17 protein-coding genes and 1 other RNA gene are annotated in these 16429 nt (G+C 37.9%); 13 read left to right on the forward strand and 5 right to left on the reverse strand.

Features of this window, described 5'->3' with window-relative positions:
- The first annotated feature begins 45 nt into the window (after positions 1 to 45).
- The 10 genes from LIS78_RS07230 (at position 46) to LIS78_RS07275 (ending at position 8706) form a co-directional block, all read left to right on the forward strand.
- Complete coding sequence (locus tag LIS78_RS07230; RefSeq protein ID WP_252284884.1) at positions 46 to 597, forward strand: SLOG family protein; 552 nt, start codon at positions 46 to 48, stop codon at positions 595 to 597.
- Positions 598 to 701: 104 nt separating this feature from the next.
- Positions 702 to 1034 (forward strand): cell division regulator GpsB, encoded by a 333-nt coding sequence (gpsB, locus tag LIS78_RS07235; protein WP_013056140.1) that lies wholly within the window; start codon positions 702 to 704, stop codon positions 1032 to 1034.
- A 63-nt stretch (positions 1035 to 1097) separates the two neighbouring features.
- Positions 1098 to 1486: RNase P RNA component class B (rnpB, locus tag LIS78_RS07240), an RNA gene on the forward strand.
- 531 nt (positions 1487 to 2017) lie between these two features.
- Positions 2018 to 2362, forward strand: a complete 345-nt coding sequence (locus LIS78_RS07245; protein ID WP_209151258.1) for a lmo0954 family membrane protein — start codon at positions 2018 to 2020, stop codon at positions 2360 to 2362.
- Between the two features lie 36 nt (positions 2363 to 2398).
- Positions 2399 to 3025 carry a PspA/IM30 family protein gene (locus LIS78_RS07250; RefSeq protein WP_195780745.1) on the forward strand — a complete coding sequence of 209 codons (627 nt, stop codon included), beginning with the start codon at positions 2399 to 2401 and terminating at the stop codon, positions 3023 to 3025.
- Positions 3026 to 3160: 135 nt separating this feature from the next.
- Positions 3161 to 3889 carry a cell wall-active antibiotics response protein LiaF gene (gene liaF / locus LIS78_RS07255; protein WP_013082358.1) on the forward strand — a complete coding sequence of 243 codons (729 nt, stop codon included), beginning with the start codon at positions 3161 to 3163 and terminating at the stop codon, positions 3887 to 3889.
- A complete protein-coding gene (locus tag LIS78_RS07260) occupies positions 3886 to 4932 on the forward strand; it encodes a sensor histidine kinase (RefSeq protein ID WP_209151259.1) in 1047 nt (348 codons plus the stop codon). The genes liaF and LIS78_RS07260 overlap by 4 nt, the downstream gene beginning before the upstream one ends.
- Entirely contained in the window at positions 4925 to 5551 is a 627-nt protein-coding gene (locus LIS78_RS07265; RefSeq protein ID WP_057238537.1) for a response regulator, read from the forward strand. Before LIS78_RS07260 ends, LIS78_RS07265 begins: the two co-directional genes overlap by 8 nt.
- A 132-nt stretch (positions 5552 to 5683) precedes the next feature.
- On the forward strand, positions 5684 to 7351 hold the full coding sequence (locus tag LIS78_RS07270) for a glycoside hydrolase family 13 protein (protein ID WP_209151260.1): 1668 nt from the start codon (positions 5684 to 5686) through the stop codon (positions 7349 to 7351).
- 209 nt (positions 7352 to 7560) lie between these two features.
- Complete coding sequence (locus LIS78_RS07275) at positions 7561 to 8706, forward strand: THUMP domain-containing class I SAM-dependent RNA methyltransferase (RefSeq protein WP_013056147.1); 1146 nt, start codon at positions 7561 to 7563, stop codon at positions 8704 to 8706.
- 44 nt (positions 8707 to 8750) lie between these two features.
- Here LIS78_RS07275 and LIS78_RS31305 read toward each other — a convergent pair whose 3' ends face one another.
- Complete coding sequence (locus LIS78_RS31305) at positions 8751 to 8879, reverse strand: hypothetical protein (protein ID WP_286676951.1); 129 nt, start codon at positions 8877 to 8879, stop codon at positions 8751 to 8753.
- 195 nt (positions 8880 to 9074) lie between these two features.
- On the opposite strand from LIS78_RS31305, the gene LIS78_RS07280 reads away from it, so the two are divergent.
- Entirely contained in the window at positions 9075 to 9404 is a 330-nt protein-coding gene (locus LIS78_RS07280) for a hypothetical protein (protein ID WP_252284885.1), read from the forward strand.
- 162 nt (positions 9405 to 9566) lie between these two features.
- Here the strand turns inward: LIS78_RS07280 and LIS78_RS07285 are convergent, their stop codons facing one another.
- The 4 genes from LIS78_RS07285 to LIS78_RS07300 are packed head-to-tail and all read right to left on the reverse strand — an operon-like array spanning position 9567 to position 13706.
- A complete protein-coding gene (locus LIS78_RS07285; RefSeq protein ID WP_209151261.1) occupies positions 9567 to 10379 on the reverse strand; it encodes a carbohydrate ABC transporter permease in 813 nt (270 codons plus the stop codon).
- Between the two features lie 14 nt (positions 10380 to 10393).
- Complete coding sequence (locus LIS78_RS07290) at positions 10394 to 11347, reverse strand: carbohydrate ABC transporter permease (RefSeq protein ID WP_013056151.1); 954 nt, start codon at positions 11345 to 11347, stop codon at positions 10394 to 10396.
- On the reverse strand, positions 11331 to 12578 hold the full coding sequence (locus LIS78_RS07295; protein WP_195780741.1) for an ABC transporter substrate-binding protein: 1248 nt from the start codon (positions 12576 to 12578) through the stop codon (positions 11331 to 11333). Before LIS78_RS07295 ends, LIS78_RS07290 begins: the two co-directional genes overlap by 17 nt.
- Positions 12579 to 12614: 36 nt before the next feature.
- The gene (locus LIS78_RS07300) at positions 12615 to 13706 is read right to left on the reverse strand and encodes an ABC transporter ATP-binding protein (protein WP_252284886.1); all 1092 of its coding nucleotides are present in this window, start codon (positions 13704 to 13706) and stop codon (positions 12615 to 12617) included.
- A gap of 332 nt (positions 13707 to 14038) precedes the next feature.
- On the opposite strand from LIS78_RS07300, the gene LIS78_RS07305 reads away from it, so the two are divergent.
- Complete coding sequence (locus tag LIS78_RS07305; protein WP_013056154.1) at positions 14039 to 14218, forward strand: hypothetical protein; 180 nt, start codon at positions 14039 to 14041, stop codon at positions 14216 to 14218.
- 224 nt (positions 14219 to 14442) lie between these two features.
- Positions 14443 to 16380 carry an ATP-dependent DNA helicase gene (locus LIS78_RS07310; protein ID WP_013056155.1) on the forward strand — a complete coding sequence of 646 codons (1938 nt, stop codon included), beginning with the start codon at positions 14443 to 14445 and terminating at the stop codon, positions 16378 to 16380.
- Positions 16381 to 16429 lie beyond the last annotated feature (49 nt).

Raw genomic sequence — 16429 nt, forward strand, 5'->3', positions numbered from 1 at the left:
GATTACATCAGTTCCTATTCTATTTTGTTATAAAGGAGTTATACAATGAAGGTGCTAACAGTTACTGGTTACAAGCCATTCGAACTTGGAATTTTTAACGAAAAACATCAAGGAATTACATACATAAAAAAAGCGCTCTATAAAAAAATACAGGAATTAGTAGAAGATGGGTTAGAATGGGTATTGATCAGTGGCCAGCTAGGAGTAGAGATTTGGGCAGCGGAAGTGGTATTTGATCTGCAGCTTGATTATCCAGAGCTTCAGTTAGCTGTTTTAACACCGTTTTTAGAGCAGGAAGAAAAATGGAATGATGTGAATAAAGAATTGTATGAATTCGTCTTAAGTCAAGCAGATTATGTAGATAGCATCACAAAAAAGAAATATGAAAGTCCGGCACAGTTTCGGCTGAAAAATCAATTTTTAGTAGAAAAAAGTGAAGGTATTTGTTTAGTTTACGACGAAGAGCACGAAGGAAGTCCAAAATATATGTTAGAAACGGCTAAAAAACGTGCTGAACGAGAAGAATACCCTATTATAATGATTACGTCTCACGACTTACAAGATATCGTGGATGAAGAAAAATTTTCGTCTTTTTAACGCCATTTGACGAAACATTTTAAAAGATAAATTGACATTTGAAGCTATTTTTGAAAAAATGAATTATAATAAAGATAAGGTTTATCGTATTTGAGGTGATAGAGATGTTAGCTGATAAAATTCGTTTAACGGCCAAGGAAATTTTAGAAAAAGAATTCAAAACAGGCATGAGAGGCTATAATCAAGAAGAAGTAGATAAGTATCTAGATTCTGTTATTAAAGATTATGAAGCATTTCATGAAGAAATTGAAGCATTACAAACTGAAAATTTACGCTTAAAAAAGCAAGTAGAAGAGTTATCTAAAAAGCCGCAACAACCTTCGTTTACTCCGCCCCCTGCTCAACAGCAGCAGCAAGCGGGTACGACAAACTTTGATATTTTAAAACGTTTGTCGAACTTAGAAAAACATGTGTTTGGAAGTAAATTATACGAATAACCTAAAAATAGGAGTTGCATTCAACTCCTATTTTTATTATACTAAGGAAAGTCGTTATCAATAACGTTCGGGTAATTGCTGCATCACATATGAGGATGTAGAGGAAAGTCCATGCTCGCACAGACTGCGATGTCTGTAGTGTTCGTGCCTAGCGAAGTCATAAGCTAGGGTAGCTGTTAAAAGCTAACGGCGGGGAAAAAGCCTAAGTCTTTCTAAGATATGGCTTGACTACTCTGAAAGTGCCACAGTGACGAAGTCTTATCAGAAATGGTAAGAGTGGAACGAGGTAAACCCCTCGAGCGAGAAACCCAAATAATGGTAGGGGAACTTTCTGGAAGGAACTGAACGGAAGGAAGGACAAAATGGTTACATTTTGTAGATAGATAATTGCCACCGGAGTACGAGGTAGCTAGCCGCTTGCAGTACAATGGTACAAAACATGGCTTACAGAACGTTATTGAAAAGCAATCGACACTTGTTGTTATACACTATATTTTAATCCAACCCAGCTCTTCGTATAACGGAAGAGCTTTTTTTATGTTAAAAAGAGGCTGAGACAAAAGTATTTTAGTTGAAGTAATAAACCGGACTGTTAATCAAAATTATTGATTGATAGTTCGGTTTTTTGTCGTGAACGTAGATTTAACGTGTTTAGTTGCTTCTAGCAGTTGATTGGAGGGCAAGGCGAAAACTCCTGAGGGAAAAGCGCAAGCGACGAGGAGGTCCATCGGCCGCCCGCGGAAAGCGAAGCCTTATACGGAAATCAACTGCGGCGTAACGAGTAATCCCTACTAGCTCATTTATTCCATTTGTTTGTCTTTAGATGGGATCTATTTAATTATGTCTCAATCTCTTTTTTTATACAATCAGACTGAGTCTGTTATCAGCCTCAGGTCTTAGGAGAAAATAAAGCTCTAGCTCGTTTTGAAAAAACGTTATAATCCTTAAACTAAGTATATAGAGAAGCGAAAGGAGGAAACAAAATGAAAAAAGTTGGTTTGTTTTTAATTGGAGCGGTAGCTGCTATCGTTCTTCTTGCAAATGCCGGCCCGATGGTAGGACTTGCGCTTGGCTTGGTTATTTTGTACGTAGCATTTAAAGGGTTTGTTAAAGCAGAGACCCCCTTTAAAAAATGGCTCTGGGGGTTTATTGGTGTTGTCGTACTCTTAACAACTGTTTCAAACCTCCCGGCCCTTGCTGGTATCATCGCAGCAGCAGTACTTTACATTGTATATAAAAAGTGGAACAGCAGCAGCCCAATACAAACGGAAAAAGAAGATCCGTTTAAGCACTTTGAACGTCAGTGGGCTGACTTGAATCAAAAATAATAAAATTTCACGTCAATATCTAAGGAGATGAACAAAATGAGAAACTTATTTACTCGAATGAAAGAAACGATTTCTGCAGATCTTCACCAATTACTTGATCACAAAGAACAAAAAAATCCAATTGCTGCATTAAACCACTATTTGCGCCAATGCGAGCAGGAGGCCGAAAAGGTAAGGCAGCTTGTTGAGCGACAGCACACGTTAAAAGAACAGTTTAATCGCGAATACCATCTGGCTCTTGACATGATGAAAAAACGTCATGAGCAAGCACAAGTAGCACAAGCAGCTGAAGAAGCAGAATTACATGAATTTATTTTAAAAGAACATGCTCACTACGAAGAGAGAGCAAAGCGTGTAAAAGAATCTTATGAAGATGCATCCAAGCAGTTAGAAGAGCTTGAACAAAAGTATGAAGAAATGAAGCATAAGGTAAAAGATATGCATATTCGCCGTATGGAACTAATGGGGCGCGAAAATATTGCTCGTGCGCATCATCGTATGAATTCAGTAATGAAAACAGAAGCATCTTATACGTCCTACAGCCAGTTTGACGAAATGGAAACCTATATTGACCAGCTTGAAAATCAAATTAATACAAATTACTATAGACAAACGGTAGACAGCAAGATTGCTGAATTAGAAAAAAGAGTAAAATCATCGTAAAAAATCAGTGTTTCTGCATAAAACATGGTATTCTAAAAAAGGCGTAGGTTTCTGCGTCTTTTTAAGGTGAGAGAATAGATATCTGCAGCATCCACAGAACGCTATGTCATCTACGAGGAGAAAGGAGAGAGAGCTGTGCAAAGCGTAAACAAAACAGAATCTCTTATGTTCATTTTTATTTGCAGTTTATTTGTCCTGTTTATTGAAATTATGTTTTTTCACAGCGGCTTGATCTTTTCTGTATTAATTGCCGGTGCGTTCATGTATATTGGGCGAAAAAAAATGAGAAGAAAACTAGGGCGCATTTTATTTTGGATTGGCGTTATTGGGCTTGTGTTGAATATATTTAATACGGTTGCATTTAAGTTTTTAGTTATTGCTCTTTTTCTGTATTTTTTACTTAGATTTATTCAATCAAGAAAGCATCCGGTTGAATTCAGACCAACTGACGAATTTACACAGCAGCCAAACCAAAGTTTGGTGCAGGTCCGGCCGGTTTTGACGAATAAACTTCTTGGTAGTCAAAGAACCGAAGACTCCGTATACGAATGGGATGATATTAATATTCAAAGCGTATGGGGAGACATTGTGGTTGATTTAAGCAATACCGTTCTGCCAAAAGGAGATGCGGTTATTTTTATTCGTCAAGTGTTTGGAAATATTAAAGTGCTCATTCCTTACGAAACGGAAGTATCTGTGAATCATTCTAAACTGGCAGGAAACGTAACGGTTTTTGGACATCAGCGCGGCTTTTCGTTCAATGAAAATTTGTCTATCAAAACAGAGGAATTTGATCAATCTGCTCATAGGGTGAAGATTGTTACAACTGTTGTGATTGGAGATTTAGAGGTGCAAAGGATATGAGTATTCTTCAACGGCAGTTATTATGGGGGATTTTCTTAAGTTTTTTTGTATTTGTATCCGTGCTCCTTACCGTGTTTTTTGCATATCCTGTTTTTCACCTTAGCGACTTATGGAAAACAAGCGTATTTGGCATGCCTTTTGTGCTGTTTTCCTTCAGTTTAAGCCTTACGATTGGAAGCGTGATTGGAGGAATCATGGGGTTTATGTGGAGACAGCAGTGGACATATGTTGAAAACCGATTATATGAAATAGAAAATGGCCACCGGCATATGTCGGCAAATGAACCGCTTATTCAAGAAACGTCTCGAATTATAAGCCGTTTAAACAAAGTAGATCATAAAATGATTCTTCAAGCAAAGCAATCTCAAAAGATGGCAACGGAAAAAGTGGAAAATCAGCAAAAGCAAGTGCAAGAAATTGTTTCTCAGGAACGAAATCGGCTTGCTAGAGAACTGCATGACTCTGTTAGTCAGCAGCTATTTGCCGCTTCGATGCTTATGTCTGCTATTACGGAATCCAATCTTACGCTACAAGATTCTGAAGCTAAGCAATTAAAGATGGTTGAAAAAATGATTAATCAATCACAGCTTGAAATGAGGGCTTTGCTTCTTCATCTTCGCCCTGCAGCATTAAAAGGAAAATCGCTACAGGCTGGAATGAAAGAACTGATGAATGAGCTTGCTCAAAAAGTACCGCTTGAATTAAATTGGAAAATAGAAGGATTTGAACTTGATAAAGGCATTGAAGACCACTTGTTTCGGATTTTGCAAGAATCCGTATCAAATACGCTGCGTCATGCTAATGCAACAGCTTTAGATGTGCTGCTAATTAAACGTGACTTTTCCATTATTTTACGTATTGTTGATAACGGAGTTGGTTTTGATGTAGAAAAGGAAAAAGTCGGATCGTACGGCCTGCAAAATATGTATGAACGCGCAGTTGAAATTGGAGGCCTATTAAAAATTATTAGTTTGCCCGACAAAGGAACAAAGCTAGAAGTAAAAGTACCGTTAGTAGAAAGAGAGGAGAAGCAAAATGATTAATGTACTGTTAGTAGATGATCATGAAATGGTTCGTATTGGCGTAGGAGCGTATTTGTCGGCTCAAACAGACATTCATGTAATTGCTGAAGCAGCAAATGGCCAACAGGCCGTTGAATTAGGGCTTCAGCTGCGCCCGGATATTATTTTAATGGATTTAGTCATGGAAGAAATGGACGGGATTGAAGCAACAAAACAACTTATTAAGCAGTGGCCAGAAGCGAAAGTGATTATTGTCACTAGCTTTCTAGATGACGAAAAAGTATATCCCGCTCTAGAGGCAGGGGCAACAAGCTACTTATTAAAAACGTCTAAAGCAGGAGAAATTGCAGCTGCTATTCGCCGTACATATGAGGGGCAGTCTGTATTAGAGCCCGAAGTAACCGGTAAAATGATGTCTAAAATGAGAAAGCCGTCTTTACCTCATGAAGAACTGACAGCTCGTGAAATGGAAATTTTACTCCTAATGACACAAGGTAAAACAAATCAAGAGATTGCAGACGAATTATTTATTGCGCTAAAGACGGTAAAAACACATGTGAGCAATTTATTAAGTAAGCTGGATGTACAGGACCGGACTCAAGCAGTCATCTACGCCTTTAAACACAAATTAGCGCAGTGAGAATCGTTATTCAAAAGAGAATAACGATTTTTTTTGTGAAAAACCTATTTTTTTGCATGTATTCATTATAAAATAGCGATATGCGTAAAGGTGAACGCTTACGTAAAAGCACTATTTTGAGGGGTTGAGCACATGGAAAAGAAATGGTGGAAAGAAGCTGTTGCGTATCAAATCTACCCGCGAAGCTTCATGGATTCAAACGGCGACGGAATTGGTGACATTCAAGGGGTTATTTCAAAATTAGACTATTTATCTGATCTTGGAATTGATGTCATTTGGATTTGCCCGATTTATCAGTCTCCTAACGACGATAATGGCTACGATATCAGTGATTATAAAGATATTATGAAAGATTTCGGAACAATGGAAGACTTTGATGAGCTGCTAGATGAAGTTCACCATCGCGGAATGAAGCTGATTATGGATTTAGTTATTAATCATACTTCAGATGAACATCCTTGGTTTTTAGAATCTAGGTCTTCTAAAGAGAATCCATATCGTGATTATTATATCTGGCACGAAGGTAAAGATGGAAAAGAGCCAAACAACTGGGAATCTATTTTTAGCGGATCAGCTTGGGAGTTCGACGAAAAGACAAAAGAATATTACATGCACGTATTTTCTAAAAAGCAGCCCGATTTAAACTGGGAAAACGAAAAAGTACGTCATGAGCTTTATGAAATGGTTAACTGGTGGTTAGATAAAGGAATTGACGGCTTTCGTGTAGATGCTATTTCGCATATTAAGAAAGTGGCCGGCTTCCCAGATCTACCGAACCCTGAAAAGCTAGATTATGTGCCATCGTTTGAAGGGCATATGAATCGACCGGGAATTCAAGAACATTTAAAAGAGCTAAAAGAAAATACGTTTGCCAAATACGATATTATGACGGTTGGAGAGGCAAATGGTGTAACATCGGACAGCGCAGATGAGTGGGTAGCTGAAGATGGCGGAAACTTCAATATGATTTTTCAGTTCGAGCATATGGGACTGTGGGATAAAGGAGAAGAAAAACCGCTTGATTTAATCGAGTTAAAAACGATTTTAACTAATTGGCAAAATGGTTTAGAAGAAATCAACGGCTGGAACGCTTTATATTTAGAAAATCATGACCAAATTCGTTCTGTAAATAAATTCGGCAGCGTAGCTTACCGAGTGGAAAGCGCAAAGTGCTTAGCTGCACTATACTTTTTAATGAAAGGAACACCGTTTATTTATCAAGGACAAGAACTTGGAATGACCAATGTTAAGTTCGATTCTATTGACGATTATGATGATGTTGGTATGATTAACTACTACCGTATTCAGCGTGAAAAAGGCGATTCACATGAAGAGATTATGAAAGTTATCTGGGAAACAGGACGCGACAATTCTAGAACGCCAATGCAGTGGAACACAGAAAGAAATGCAGGATTTTCTACTGGAAACCCTTGGATGAAGGTCAATCCAAATTACGTAGATATTAACGTAGAAGAGCAGAAGCGTGATAAGAATTCGGTACTGAATTTTTACAAACAGCTCATTAAAATTAGAAAACAACATGATGTGCTCGTGTATGGATCTTATAAGCTGCTAGCAGAAGAAGATCCTGCTATTTACGCGTATACGCGAACGTTAAAAGGCAAAACCGCTGTTGTTATTTGTAATATGTCACCGAATAATCAAACGTTCGAGCTTCCTTCAGAGAGCTCATTTGCAAACATAGAAGTGCTGATTCATAATTATCCGTTGGATAAAAACGAAACGCTTGAAAAATGTACGCTGCATCCATATGAAACACGTGTATACTTACTTTCATAAACAAGTTGAGCAACCGATTGCGCAATTTTAAAGTGAAAAGCTTTTAAAAACACATTTATATGCGACATAGGTGAAGAAACTGCTGGCTCTATCAAAAGCCAGCAGTTTTTGCATTTTAATAAAAAGACGGAGAAAGCTTTGACTACGGCGCATGTATATGGTACTTTTACACTTAGTGTAGATAATTAGAAACAAAATGAGGTTGAAAAATGGCGAAATATAAAATTATTGCAACAGCAGCAATGGGAATTGAAGCACTGGTCGCTAAAGAAGTGCGTGCTTTAGGATATGACTGTGAAGTAGATAATGGCAAGGTTATCTTTGAAGGAGACGAGCTCGCAATTGCTCGCTGCAATTTATGGCTTCGTACAGCAGATCGAATTAAAGTGCAGGTTGGACAGTTCAAAGCTCGTACGTTTGATGAGCTTTTTGAACAAACAAAAGCATTAAATTGGGGCGATTATTTGCCCGTAGATGCACAGTTTCCTGTATCGGGAAAATCAGTTAAATCTAAATTGTTCAGCGTATCAGATTGTCAAAGCATTGTGAAAAAAGCAATTGTTGACAGCATGAAAAAACATTATAACAAAACAACAGGCTGGCTTGAAGAAACGGGGTCAACGTTTAAAATTGAAGTAGCGCTATTAAAAGATGTTGCTACATTAACAATTGACGCAAGCGGTGCAGGACTTCATAAGCGCGGTTACCGCGTTGGGCAAGGGGAAGCGCCGTTAAAAGAAACGCTGGCAGCGGCTCTAATTATGCTAACGCCGTGGAATGCGAATCGTCCGTTTGTCGATGTTTTTTGCGGTTCTGGTACAATTGCCATCGAAGCAGCGCTTATCGGTCAAAATATTGCACCAGGATTTAACCGGGACTTCTTATCAGAAGAATGGCCGTGGATGTCAGCAAGTATTTGGGACAAAGCGCGTGAAGAGGCAGAAGACTTAGCGAACTACGACCAAGTGCTAGATATTGCTGGTCATGATATTGACCATCGTATGGTAAAAGTAGCGGAGCAAAATGCATTTGAAGCTGGACTTGGAGATTTAATTCAATTTAAGCAAATGCAGGTGCGCGATTTCACTACGCCGAAAGAATATGGAATCATTATTGGTAACCCTCCGTACGGCGAACGTTTAAGCGATCGTCCTTCTGTTGAAAAAATGTACGCTGAAATGGGCGAAGCGTTTTCTAAGCTTGATACGTGGTCGATTTATATGCTTACATCTCATGAACAATTTGAACAATACTACGGTAAAAAAGCAACGAAAAAACGCAAATTGTTTAACGGATTTATTAAAACAGACTACTATCAATACTGGGGACCTCGTCCTCCACGCAACGATCAATAAATACAAAAGCCAAGCGGTGTAAAAACCAGCTTGGCTTTTGTATGTTATTTCTTTTTCAAACCCCGATAAGCTAGCATTCCAAACATGCCTATACCGAGCACGATAATTAATAAAATAAACCAAAATGTAGCATTAAGCAGGTATTTATATAGTCCGTCATAATATTCATGCATATACTCACCCCATTATGTTTTTTTATAGTATGGGCGAGTAGCAGTGAAATATATGTATTCATTTCTTTTCAATAGTAGGCTTAAAACGAGAAATGATTAGCTTATTTCTAACATATTTACGAAAGGGAAATCTCATACTAAAACCTAAGAGGTGATAAAATAAGAAAAAATCGATCAGCACGGGTTTTTGGAGGAATGGCTCTTCTTTCCTGGCTAACCATCCCTTTTATAGGACGACAGCACATTAAGCACTACTTATCATCTACTATGTTTATTTCCTTTTTAATTATGGTTGAAAGCTACATTGCTGAAAAAAAGAAATGGTGGATATTTCCTAATCCTCCCTATCGATATCTAACAGGTAAAGCTGCTTTACTTTTAGGTCCATTTTTAGCAGGTTCGTTATGGATTAAAAAGTTCACATATGGCCATTTTGGAAGGTATATGTTGTTAAATATAATCGTAGATGCATTTTTTGTTTATCCTTTTCAACGAGCTATGAGTCGTGCAAAGCTTTTAGGGTAGGCACATTTAAAGAGTACCATTTGCTAGGTATCTTTCTGTTGAAAGCTGCTTTAATGTACGTTTACCAACATCTAGTAGTAGAGAAACCGAAATCTCAGCGTGCTTTAAAAAATAATCCTATAGAATAAAGGGGCAGGCAGGGAAGCGTGATTTTCTTGCCTGCTATTTTAATGCCCCAGATGTCATTCCTGAAATGAAATGCTTTTGCAAAAACACGTACGCAATCAATAATGGAATAGAAGAAAGAACGACTGCTGAAAACAGCATAGGGTAATTAGTCAGAAATTCCCCTTGAAAGTCCAATAGTGCAATAGGCAGCGTTTTTACTTCTTTAGATTTTAACAATAGCAAAGGGAATAACAGATCATTCCACACAATCACAAACGAAAAAATTCCTACTGTAGCCATTGATGGTATTGAGAGTCGAAGAGCGATTTTTGAATATATTTTCCACTCTGACGCTCCGTCCATGCGAGCGGCTTCGAATAGTTCCTTTGGCAAAGTTTTCATAAACCCCGTGATAATAAACACACCGATGGGAAGCAAAAAGCTTATGGAGACGATAATGACGCCTGTGAGCGTATTGATGAGACCAAGCTTATTCATCAGCAAAAAGACAGGAATCATATTGACTTGAGTAGGGACAATCATTCCGCAAACAAAAAAGCCGTATACAATCCATCCAAGCTTTTGAGGTAGCTGAATAATAGCGTAAGCAATCATGCTTGAAAACCATAGAATAAAAAACGTGCTAAAGACGGTAACAATCACGCTGTTTTTAATATAGCCAAAGATGGGTTCATTGACGAGCAGCTGTTTATAATTTTCAATATTCCAGCCTGCTGGTAATCCAATTGGGTTGCTGTAAAGTTCAGGCGTTGTTTTAAAGGTTGTTAATAAAACCAAGCTTAAGGGCAACAGAATGATTAAACCGTATATCCCTAAAATCAGTTGTCTGAATGGGTTTTGTTTCATAAAAGAATCTCCTTTTACATTTTGGTCAAGCGAAGTACGCGAAATTGAAGAAACGTTAAAAGAGCAATTACAATCATAAATACAACTGAAATGGCAGAGGCATAGCCGAAACGAAAATTAATAAAAGCTTCGTGATAAAGAAGTGTCGAAAGAATTTCAGTTGAATTGGAGGGACCTCCATTTGTCATTGCAATGATTAAATCAAATGCTTTAAAACTTTGTATGGTCGTATAAGCTACAACCATTGTCGTAGCTGGAGCTAAAAGAGGCCACGTAATGCGCTTGAATTTTTGCCATCTTGTTGCTCCATCAATACTAGCAGCTTCATATAACTCACTGGGAATAGCTTGAATTCCAGCTACAAAAATAATAAGCATTTGACCAGTATGTGCCCAAAATTGTACAAAAGCCAAGCTGTAAATTGCGATATGTCCATTTCCAATCCAAGACTGGGTCCAATGCTCAAGGCCTATTTTACTTAAAAATAGGTTAACTCCTCCAATGTTGGGGTCATACATAAAGTTCCACGTGAAGGCAATCGACACGGACGAAATAATCGTCGGTACAAAAAAGAGTGAGCGATAAAATGTATTCCATGCAGAATTTTTATAAAGTAAGAGTGCAAAGCCTAAGCTCAATAACGTTTGAAAGATCAGCACGCCAATTGTGAACTTTAAGTTGTTTGTAAGAGACTGTGTAAAAATAGCATCGTTTGTTAAAATTTCTTTGAAGTTTTGAAACCCTACAAATGAGAACTGAGAAGATAATCCATTCCAATCAGTTGTGCTTAAAAATAAAGCAGAAAGCGTTGGCAATGCAAAGAAAACAGTATATATGACAAAACCGGGAAGTAAAAACAACCATAGATGTCTGCTTTTAGAGATACTTTTAAATGAAAAGAGAGGAAAAGAGAACGAAGGGGTTCTCTTTTCTTCTTCTTGAATAGACGTATTAGTTTTTAGCGACACGTTCTACCTCTCCTTGTGCTTTTTCAGCAGCTTTTTTCGCTGACATACCGGATAGTACGTCCTGTATAGATGTTTCAACAGCTTTTGATACGCGCTCATTTAAAATTGTAAATCGAGGTTGGAAGACCGTTTTTTTGTCTTTCCACTTTGCGCTTTCTTTGAGTTCAGGTGAATCATATTTCACGTCTTTGACCGTTAATAACTGGCCAGTAGCATTCGCATACTCAGAAGAAATCTTTGGATCTGCAAGGAAAGTTAAAAATTTCTTAGCAGCTTCTTTGTGTTTTGATTTTTCAGCAACACCTAATAAGAATGTCGTGGTATGAACACCTTCGTATTTTGCTTTATCTTGATCCACTGTAATCGGTGCAAGCAAACCTTGATCAATCTTCGTATTTTGCTGTTTGACTGTAGCCATCATATAAGAACCTTGAGCAAGCATTGCGCCTTTTTCCTGAGCAAAAAGTGCTGCAGCACTTTCTTTTTTCGTACCAAGAGCATCTTTTTGGAAGTAACCTTTGTCATTTAATTCTTTAATTTGAGATAGTGTTTTGATAAACCATTCATCAGTTAGCTTGCGCTTGCCCGTTTCTACTTCGTGAAGGGCGTTGTTTGTAGGTTCGTTATTCATAATCATTGGATTAATAAATTGAGAAGGACTTACGTCTCCTGAAAATAAAATCGGCGTGTATCCATTTTTCTTTAATGTTTCAGATGTTTTTAAAAAGCTATTCCAGTCTTTAGGAACATCTAAGTTTAGTTTTTCAAAAATGCCTTTGTTATAGACAGGGATGTTATAGACTAGCTGATAAGGAAGAGCATATTGCGTATTATTCGCTTTACCCGCTTGGATTAGCTTTTCGTCAAATTTGCTGAGTAAGTTTTGGTCGTCTAGCTTTGCAAAACCATTTGCTTTGCGAATCGTTTCAAATTGACTTCCTGGAAAACTAGCAAATATATCGATACCTTCTCCAGATAGTAGAGATCCTTGAATTTGTGATTGATATGAATCAGAAGGAAAGACGGTCATTTCTACATGAATATTTGGATTTTTCTTTTCAAATTGCTCAATGATAGAATCAAAGGCTTTCGTATCTTCTCCTCGCCAATGCGTAAAGTTAATGGTTACTTTTTTAGAAGAGTCGCTGCTGTCGCCGCTTGTTGAACTGTTTTTGCCGCAGCCCGCGATGATCACGGTGAGCATTGCTAACAGAATTAATAATTTTTTCATTTTAGTTCCCCCACTTATAGAATTCTTTTTAGATAGTTATTGGTCAATTTTGATACGGTTGGTAGATGCTTGGTCAAAGAAATGAGCATGATTCATTTGAAAATGAAATGGAAAGTGCTGATGAACTTGAATATGTTCATCCCCAGGGATTTTAGCCACAAAGAGCTGGTCTCCTAAACTACTGTATAGTATGTACTCTGCTCCTAATAACTCAGACACATCTACCGGTAATGAAATATGAGGAGCATCAGAAGAGGCGCGCGTAATATGCTCAGGTCGAATTCCTACAGTAATGAATTGATTATTGTAGCCTTTTTCATGTAACGAATGCATTTGATTTTCTGTCAGTTGAAACTCATGTTCACTGATGTGCAGTTTGTTGTTCACTACTTTTCCTGTGAAAAAGTTCATTCCCGGTGATCCTATAAAACTGGCTACAAACGTATTCTCTGGAGCATTATACACTTGCATAGGTGAACCTATTTGCTGAATTTTTCCGTCTTTCATAACTACGATTCTGCTTGCCATCGTCATGGCTTCTGTTTGATCGTGGGTTACATAAATAATGGTCGTCTGCAGCCTCTGATGAAGCTTACTGATTTCAGCACGCATTTGTACGCGAAGCTTCGCATCAAGATTAGATAAAGGCTCATCCATTAAAAAAATTTGGGCATTCCGTACAATGGCTCTTCCTAAAGCCACCCGCTGACGCTGACCTCCTGATAACGCTTTTGGCTTGCGTTTTAAATAGGGTTCTAAGTCCAAAATACGAGCCGCTTCACGAACGCGATCATCAATTTCTTGTTTTGGGACTTTGCGGAGCTGCAAGCCAAATGCCATGTTGTCGTAAACTGTTAAATGAGGGTAAAGTGCGTAGTTTTGAAACACCATTGCAATATCCCGGCCCTTAGAAGGTAAATCGTTTGCACGATTTCCATTAATAAGCAATTCTCCTTCTGTTATCGATTCAAGGCCGGCGATCATTCGAAGGGTAGTGGATTTGCCGCACCCTGAAGGTCCTACAAATACAATAAATTCTTTGTCTTGAATATGAAGGTTGAAATTATCAACTGCAAGACTATCTTTTCCGTATTTTTTATACACATGCTGTAACTGCAGTTCTGCCATTTTTTCTCCTTTCAGCAGGCTTTTAAAAAAATAAAAGCCTCTAATTGCACAGACGGATTGTACGTGTATCTGGCAATTAGAGGCTATCGGTTGACCGGTAAGCCTGTATTATGTAGTTTTGAGTGATTGAATCTGTAAGTAATTTTAAAATATATTATTCCTATATGTCAAGTGAGAATTAAAATATTTTAATAAGTTCGATTATTTTCTTAAATGAAAGAATCCATTTATTAAGCCAGAGATGGTGGTTTTGAGAATAAAATAAACAGCTGGTGTATAGAATGATAGTATTCACTTTTATAGTAAGCACTACAGAGAGAGGATGTTTATAAATGGATAGAAACACACAGTTCACTATGATTCGTCAAGCGTTGGAAAACAGCTATCATTTAATGCAGCAGGGAATAGAAGTTAGCGGAGAGACGCTTACTCAGCTGGAACAAGCAAAAGCCGAGTATGAAGCGGCCTTTTTATTGTCTCAGTCCACGGACTCAAAATTCCGCTGTAATTAATTTTTTAATAGCACTTATTCCGTTTGCGTTCTATACACCCAGCTTTTATACAAAAAGGTTCTGTCCTTACAGGCAGAACTTTTTTATGTTCAGCTCTTTTTGTTGACATTTTAGATAAAGTAGTCAATAATTAAGTTTTGCTTACATGAGAAATTTACTAGATAAAAAGAAGTGAAGCTAATTTTTATTGATAGATATTTACATAAATAAAGGAGTCAGTATCGATGATGAGAGAGCGGTTGCCTTTTACAATTGAGCGGGATGAAAACTTTTTTGACAAATTAAATGAATGGATAGGTGATGTTTTTTATGATCATCTTCCAGATGCAGGGTTAGAACTTCGAGACGAACAAATTTTTATGGCTTTTCAAATCGAACGAGCTTTTAAAGAAAAAAATGTGATTTTTGCAGAAGCAGGTGTAGGAACAGGAAAGACCATTGTGTATTTACTGTATGCTATTTGTTATGCAAGGTATATTGGCAAGCCAGCTATTATTGCCTGTGCGGATGAAACATTAATTGAACAGTTAGTAAAAGCCGAAGGAGACATTGCCAAGCTCTCTGGTATTTTAGATATTAACATGGATGTTCGCCTAGCAAAATCTCAAGATCAGTATCTGTGTTTAAAGAAATTAGATGCTGTGACAGCACGAACAGATAATGAAAACATTGAAGAAATTTACGATACGCTTCCTGATTTTGTTCATGATCATAGCGGTATGCAGTCGTTCTATCACTACGGAGACCGTAAAGAATATCCTCATTTAACGGATGAGGAATGGAATCAAATTAACTGGGATACGTTTCAAGACTGCTCTTCCTGTGAGCAGCGTCATAGATGCGGCTTAACGCTTTCACGGGAGCACTATAGAAAAGCACATGACTTAATTATTTGCTCTCACGATTTTTACATGGAGCACATTTGGACATATGAAGCCCGCAAGCGTGAAGGACAGCTTCCGCTTCTTCCTGAAAGCAGCTGTGTTGTATTTGATGAAGGTCACCTGCTGGAATTTGCTGCACAAAAGGCTTTAACGTATCGCATTCAAGAAGATACGTTAGAAAACTTGTTAACGCGTCTATTAGAAAATGACGTGCGAGAAGAATTTGCTGTGAAGATCGAGCACGCTATCGATGTGTATGCAATGTTCTTTGACCGTTTAAGTGAAGCAAGCACAGAAATCGTTGGTTCTAGCCGTAAAGAAGTAGCCCGCACAAACGGATTACAAAGTGTAGGAAAAGAACTTTTATCGCTGCTTGAGCATATCGGAAACGAGCTTGTGTTTGAGAGTGAGACCTATACAGTAGACGAATATACGCTGCGAATTGTAGATGAGTACCTAGATCAAATTGATTATTCGCTGCGCTTATTTATGGACAACGAAAATGCCATCTACTGGGTGGAAGAAAACAACTGGCAGCTGACGTTGGTTATTATGCCTCAAGCAGTAAAAGACGTCTTAAAAGAACGAGTATTTGCGAAGAAAATACCATATATTTTCACTTCTGCCACTCTTTCAGATAACCAATCGTTCGATTATTTAGCATATAGCTTAGGAATTGCAAAGCCGCTTTCTTTTTCCGTTGAATCGCCATTTGATTATGATGAGCAAATGAAAATTGCGGTAAAAAATGTTTCGGATGATCAAGAAGAAGCATTTGCTGAAAAATTCGCCTTTGCTGTTGCTCAGCTCGAAAAAACGAACGGACGAGCACTTTTATTGTTTAACAGCAAAGAAGAACTAGAGATGTTCAAAGAAGTTTCCAAAGAGTTAAATCAGTACACATTTTTATTTGAAGGCGATCAAGAGATCAGTAAATTAGTATCTCAGTTCCAAAGGGAAGAAGAAACGATTTTATGCGCTGTTCATTTGTGGGAAGGGTTGGATATTCCTGGACCTTCGCTATCCAATGTGATTATTTGGTCTCTGCCGTATCCGCCAAATGATCCGGTCTTTGAAGCAAAGCGCAATCAAGTAGTCGATCCATTTTGGGATGCAGATATGCCGTATATGCTTCTTCGCTTAAAGCAAGGAGTTGGAAGACTGATTCGCTCTCATAACGATAAGGGTCTAATCACGATCTTTATGCCAAAAAGCACAGATTCAAAGGTGCGTTCAATCATTGAACAAAATGTTCCAACGAAAATAGAAAACGTATAAAAAAGCGCGGCTACCACCGCGCTTTTTTATATGTATAATAGATTGAATA

It is taken from the genome of Priestia megaterium, from assembly GCF_023824195.1.
Lineage (GTDB): Bacteria > Bacillota > Bacilli > Bacillales > Bacillaceae_H > Priestia > Priestia megaterium_D.

Bases quoted from the DNA above. Each gene is read 5' to 3' on its own strand.
- LIS78_RS07310 (WP_013056155.1), top strand. From the start codon at position 14,443: ATGATGAGAGAGCGGTTGCCTTTTACAATTGAGCGGGATGAAAACTTT.
- LIS78_RS07260 (WP_209151259.1), top strand. From the start codon at position 3,886: ATGAGTATTCTTCAACGGCAGTTATTATGGGGGATTTTCTTAAGTTTT.
- LIS78_RS31305 (WP_286676951.1), bottom strand. From the start codon at position 8,879: ATGCATGAATATTATGACGGACTATATAAATACCTGCTTAATGCTACA.
- LIS78_RS07285 (WP_209151261.1), bottom strand. From the start codon at position 10,379: ATGAAACAAAACCCATTCAGACAACTGATTTTAGGGATATACGGTTTA.
- LIS78_RS07295 (WP_195780741.1), bottom strand. From the start codon at position 12,578: ATGAAAAAATTATTAATTCTGTTAGCAATGCTCACCGTGATCATCGCG.
- LIS78_RS07265 (WP_057238537.1), top strand. From the start codon at position 4,925: ATGATTAATGTACTGTTAGTAGATGATCATGAAATGGTTCGTATTGGC.
- LIS78_RS07300 (WP_252284886.1), bottom strand. From the start codon at position 13,706: ATGGCAGAACTGCAGTTACAGCATGTGTATAAAAAATACGGAAAAGAT.
- LIS78_RS07280 (WP_252284885.1), top strand. From the start codon at position 9,075: ATGGCTCTTCTTTCCTGGCTAACCATCCCTTTTATAGGACGACAGCAC.
- LIS78_RS07305 (WP_013056154.1), top strand. From the start codon at position 14,039: ATGGATAGAAACACACAGTTCACTATGATTCGTCAAGCGTTGGAAAAC.
- LIS78_RS07230 (WP_252284884.1), top strand. From the start codon at position 46: ATGAAGGTGCTAACAGTTACTGGTTACAAGCCATTCGAACTTGGAATT.
- LIS78_RS07250 (WP_195780745.1), top strand. From the start codon at position 2,399: ATGAGAAACTTATTTACTCGAATGAAAGAAACGATTTCTGCAGATCTT.
- LIS78_RS07275 (WP_013056147.1), top strand. From the start codon at position 7,561: ATGGCGAAATATAAAATTATTGCAACAGCAGCAATGGGAATTGAAGCA.
- LIS78_RS07270 (WP_209151260.1), top strand. From the start codon at position 5,684: ATGGAAAAGAAATGGTGGAAAGAAGCTGTTGCGTATCAAATCTACCCG.
- gpsB (WP_013056140.1), top strand. From the start codon at position 702: ATGTTAGCTGATAAAATTCGTTTAACGGCCAAGGAAATTTTAGAAAAA.
- LIS78_RS07245 (WP_209151258.1), top strand. From the start codon at position 2,018: ATGAAAAAAGTTGGTTTGTTTTTAATTGGAGCGGTAGCTGCTATCGTT.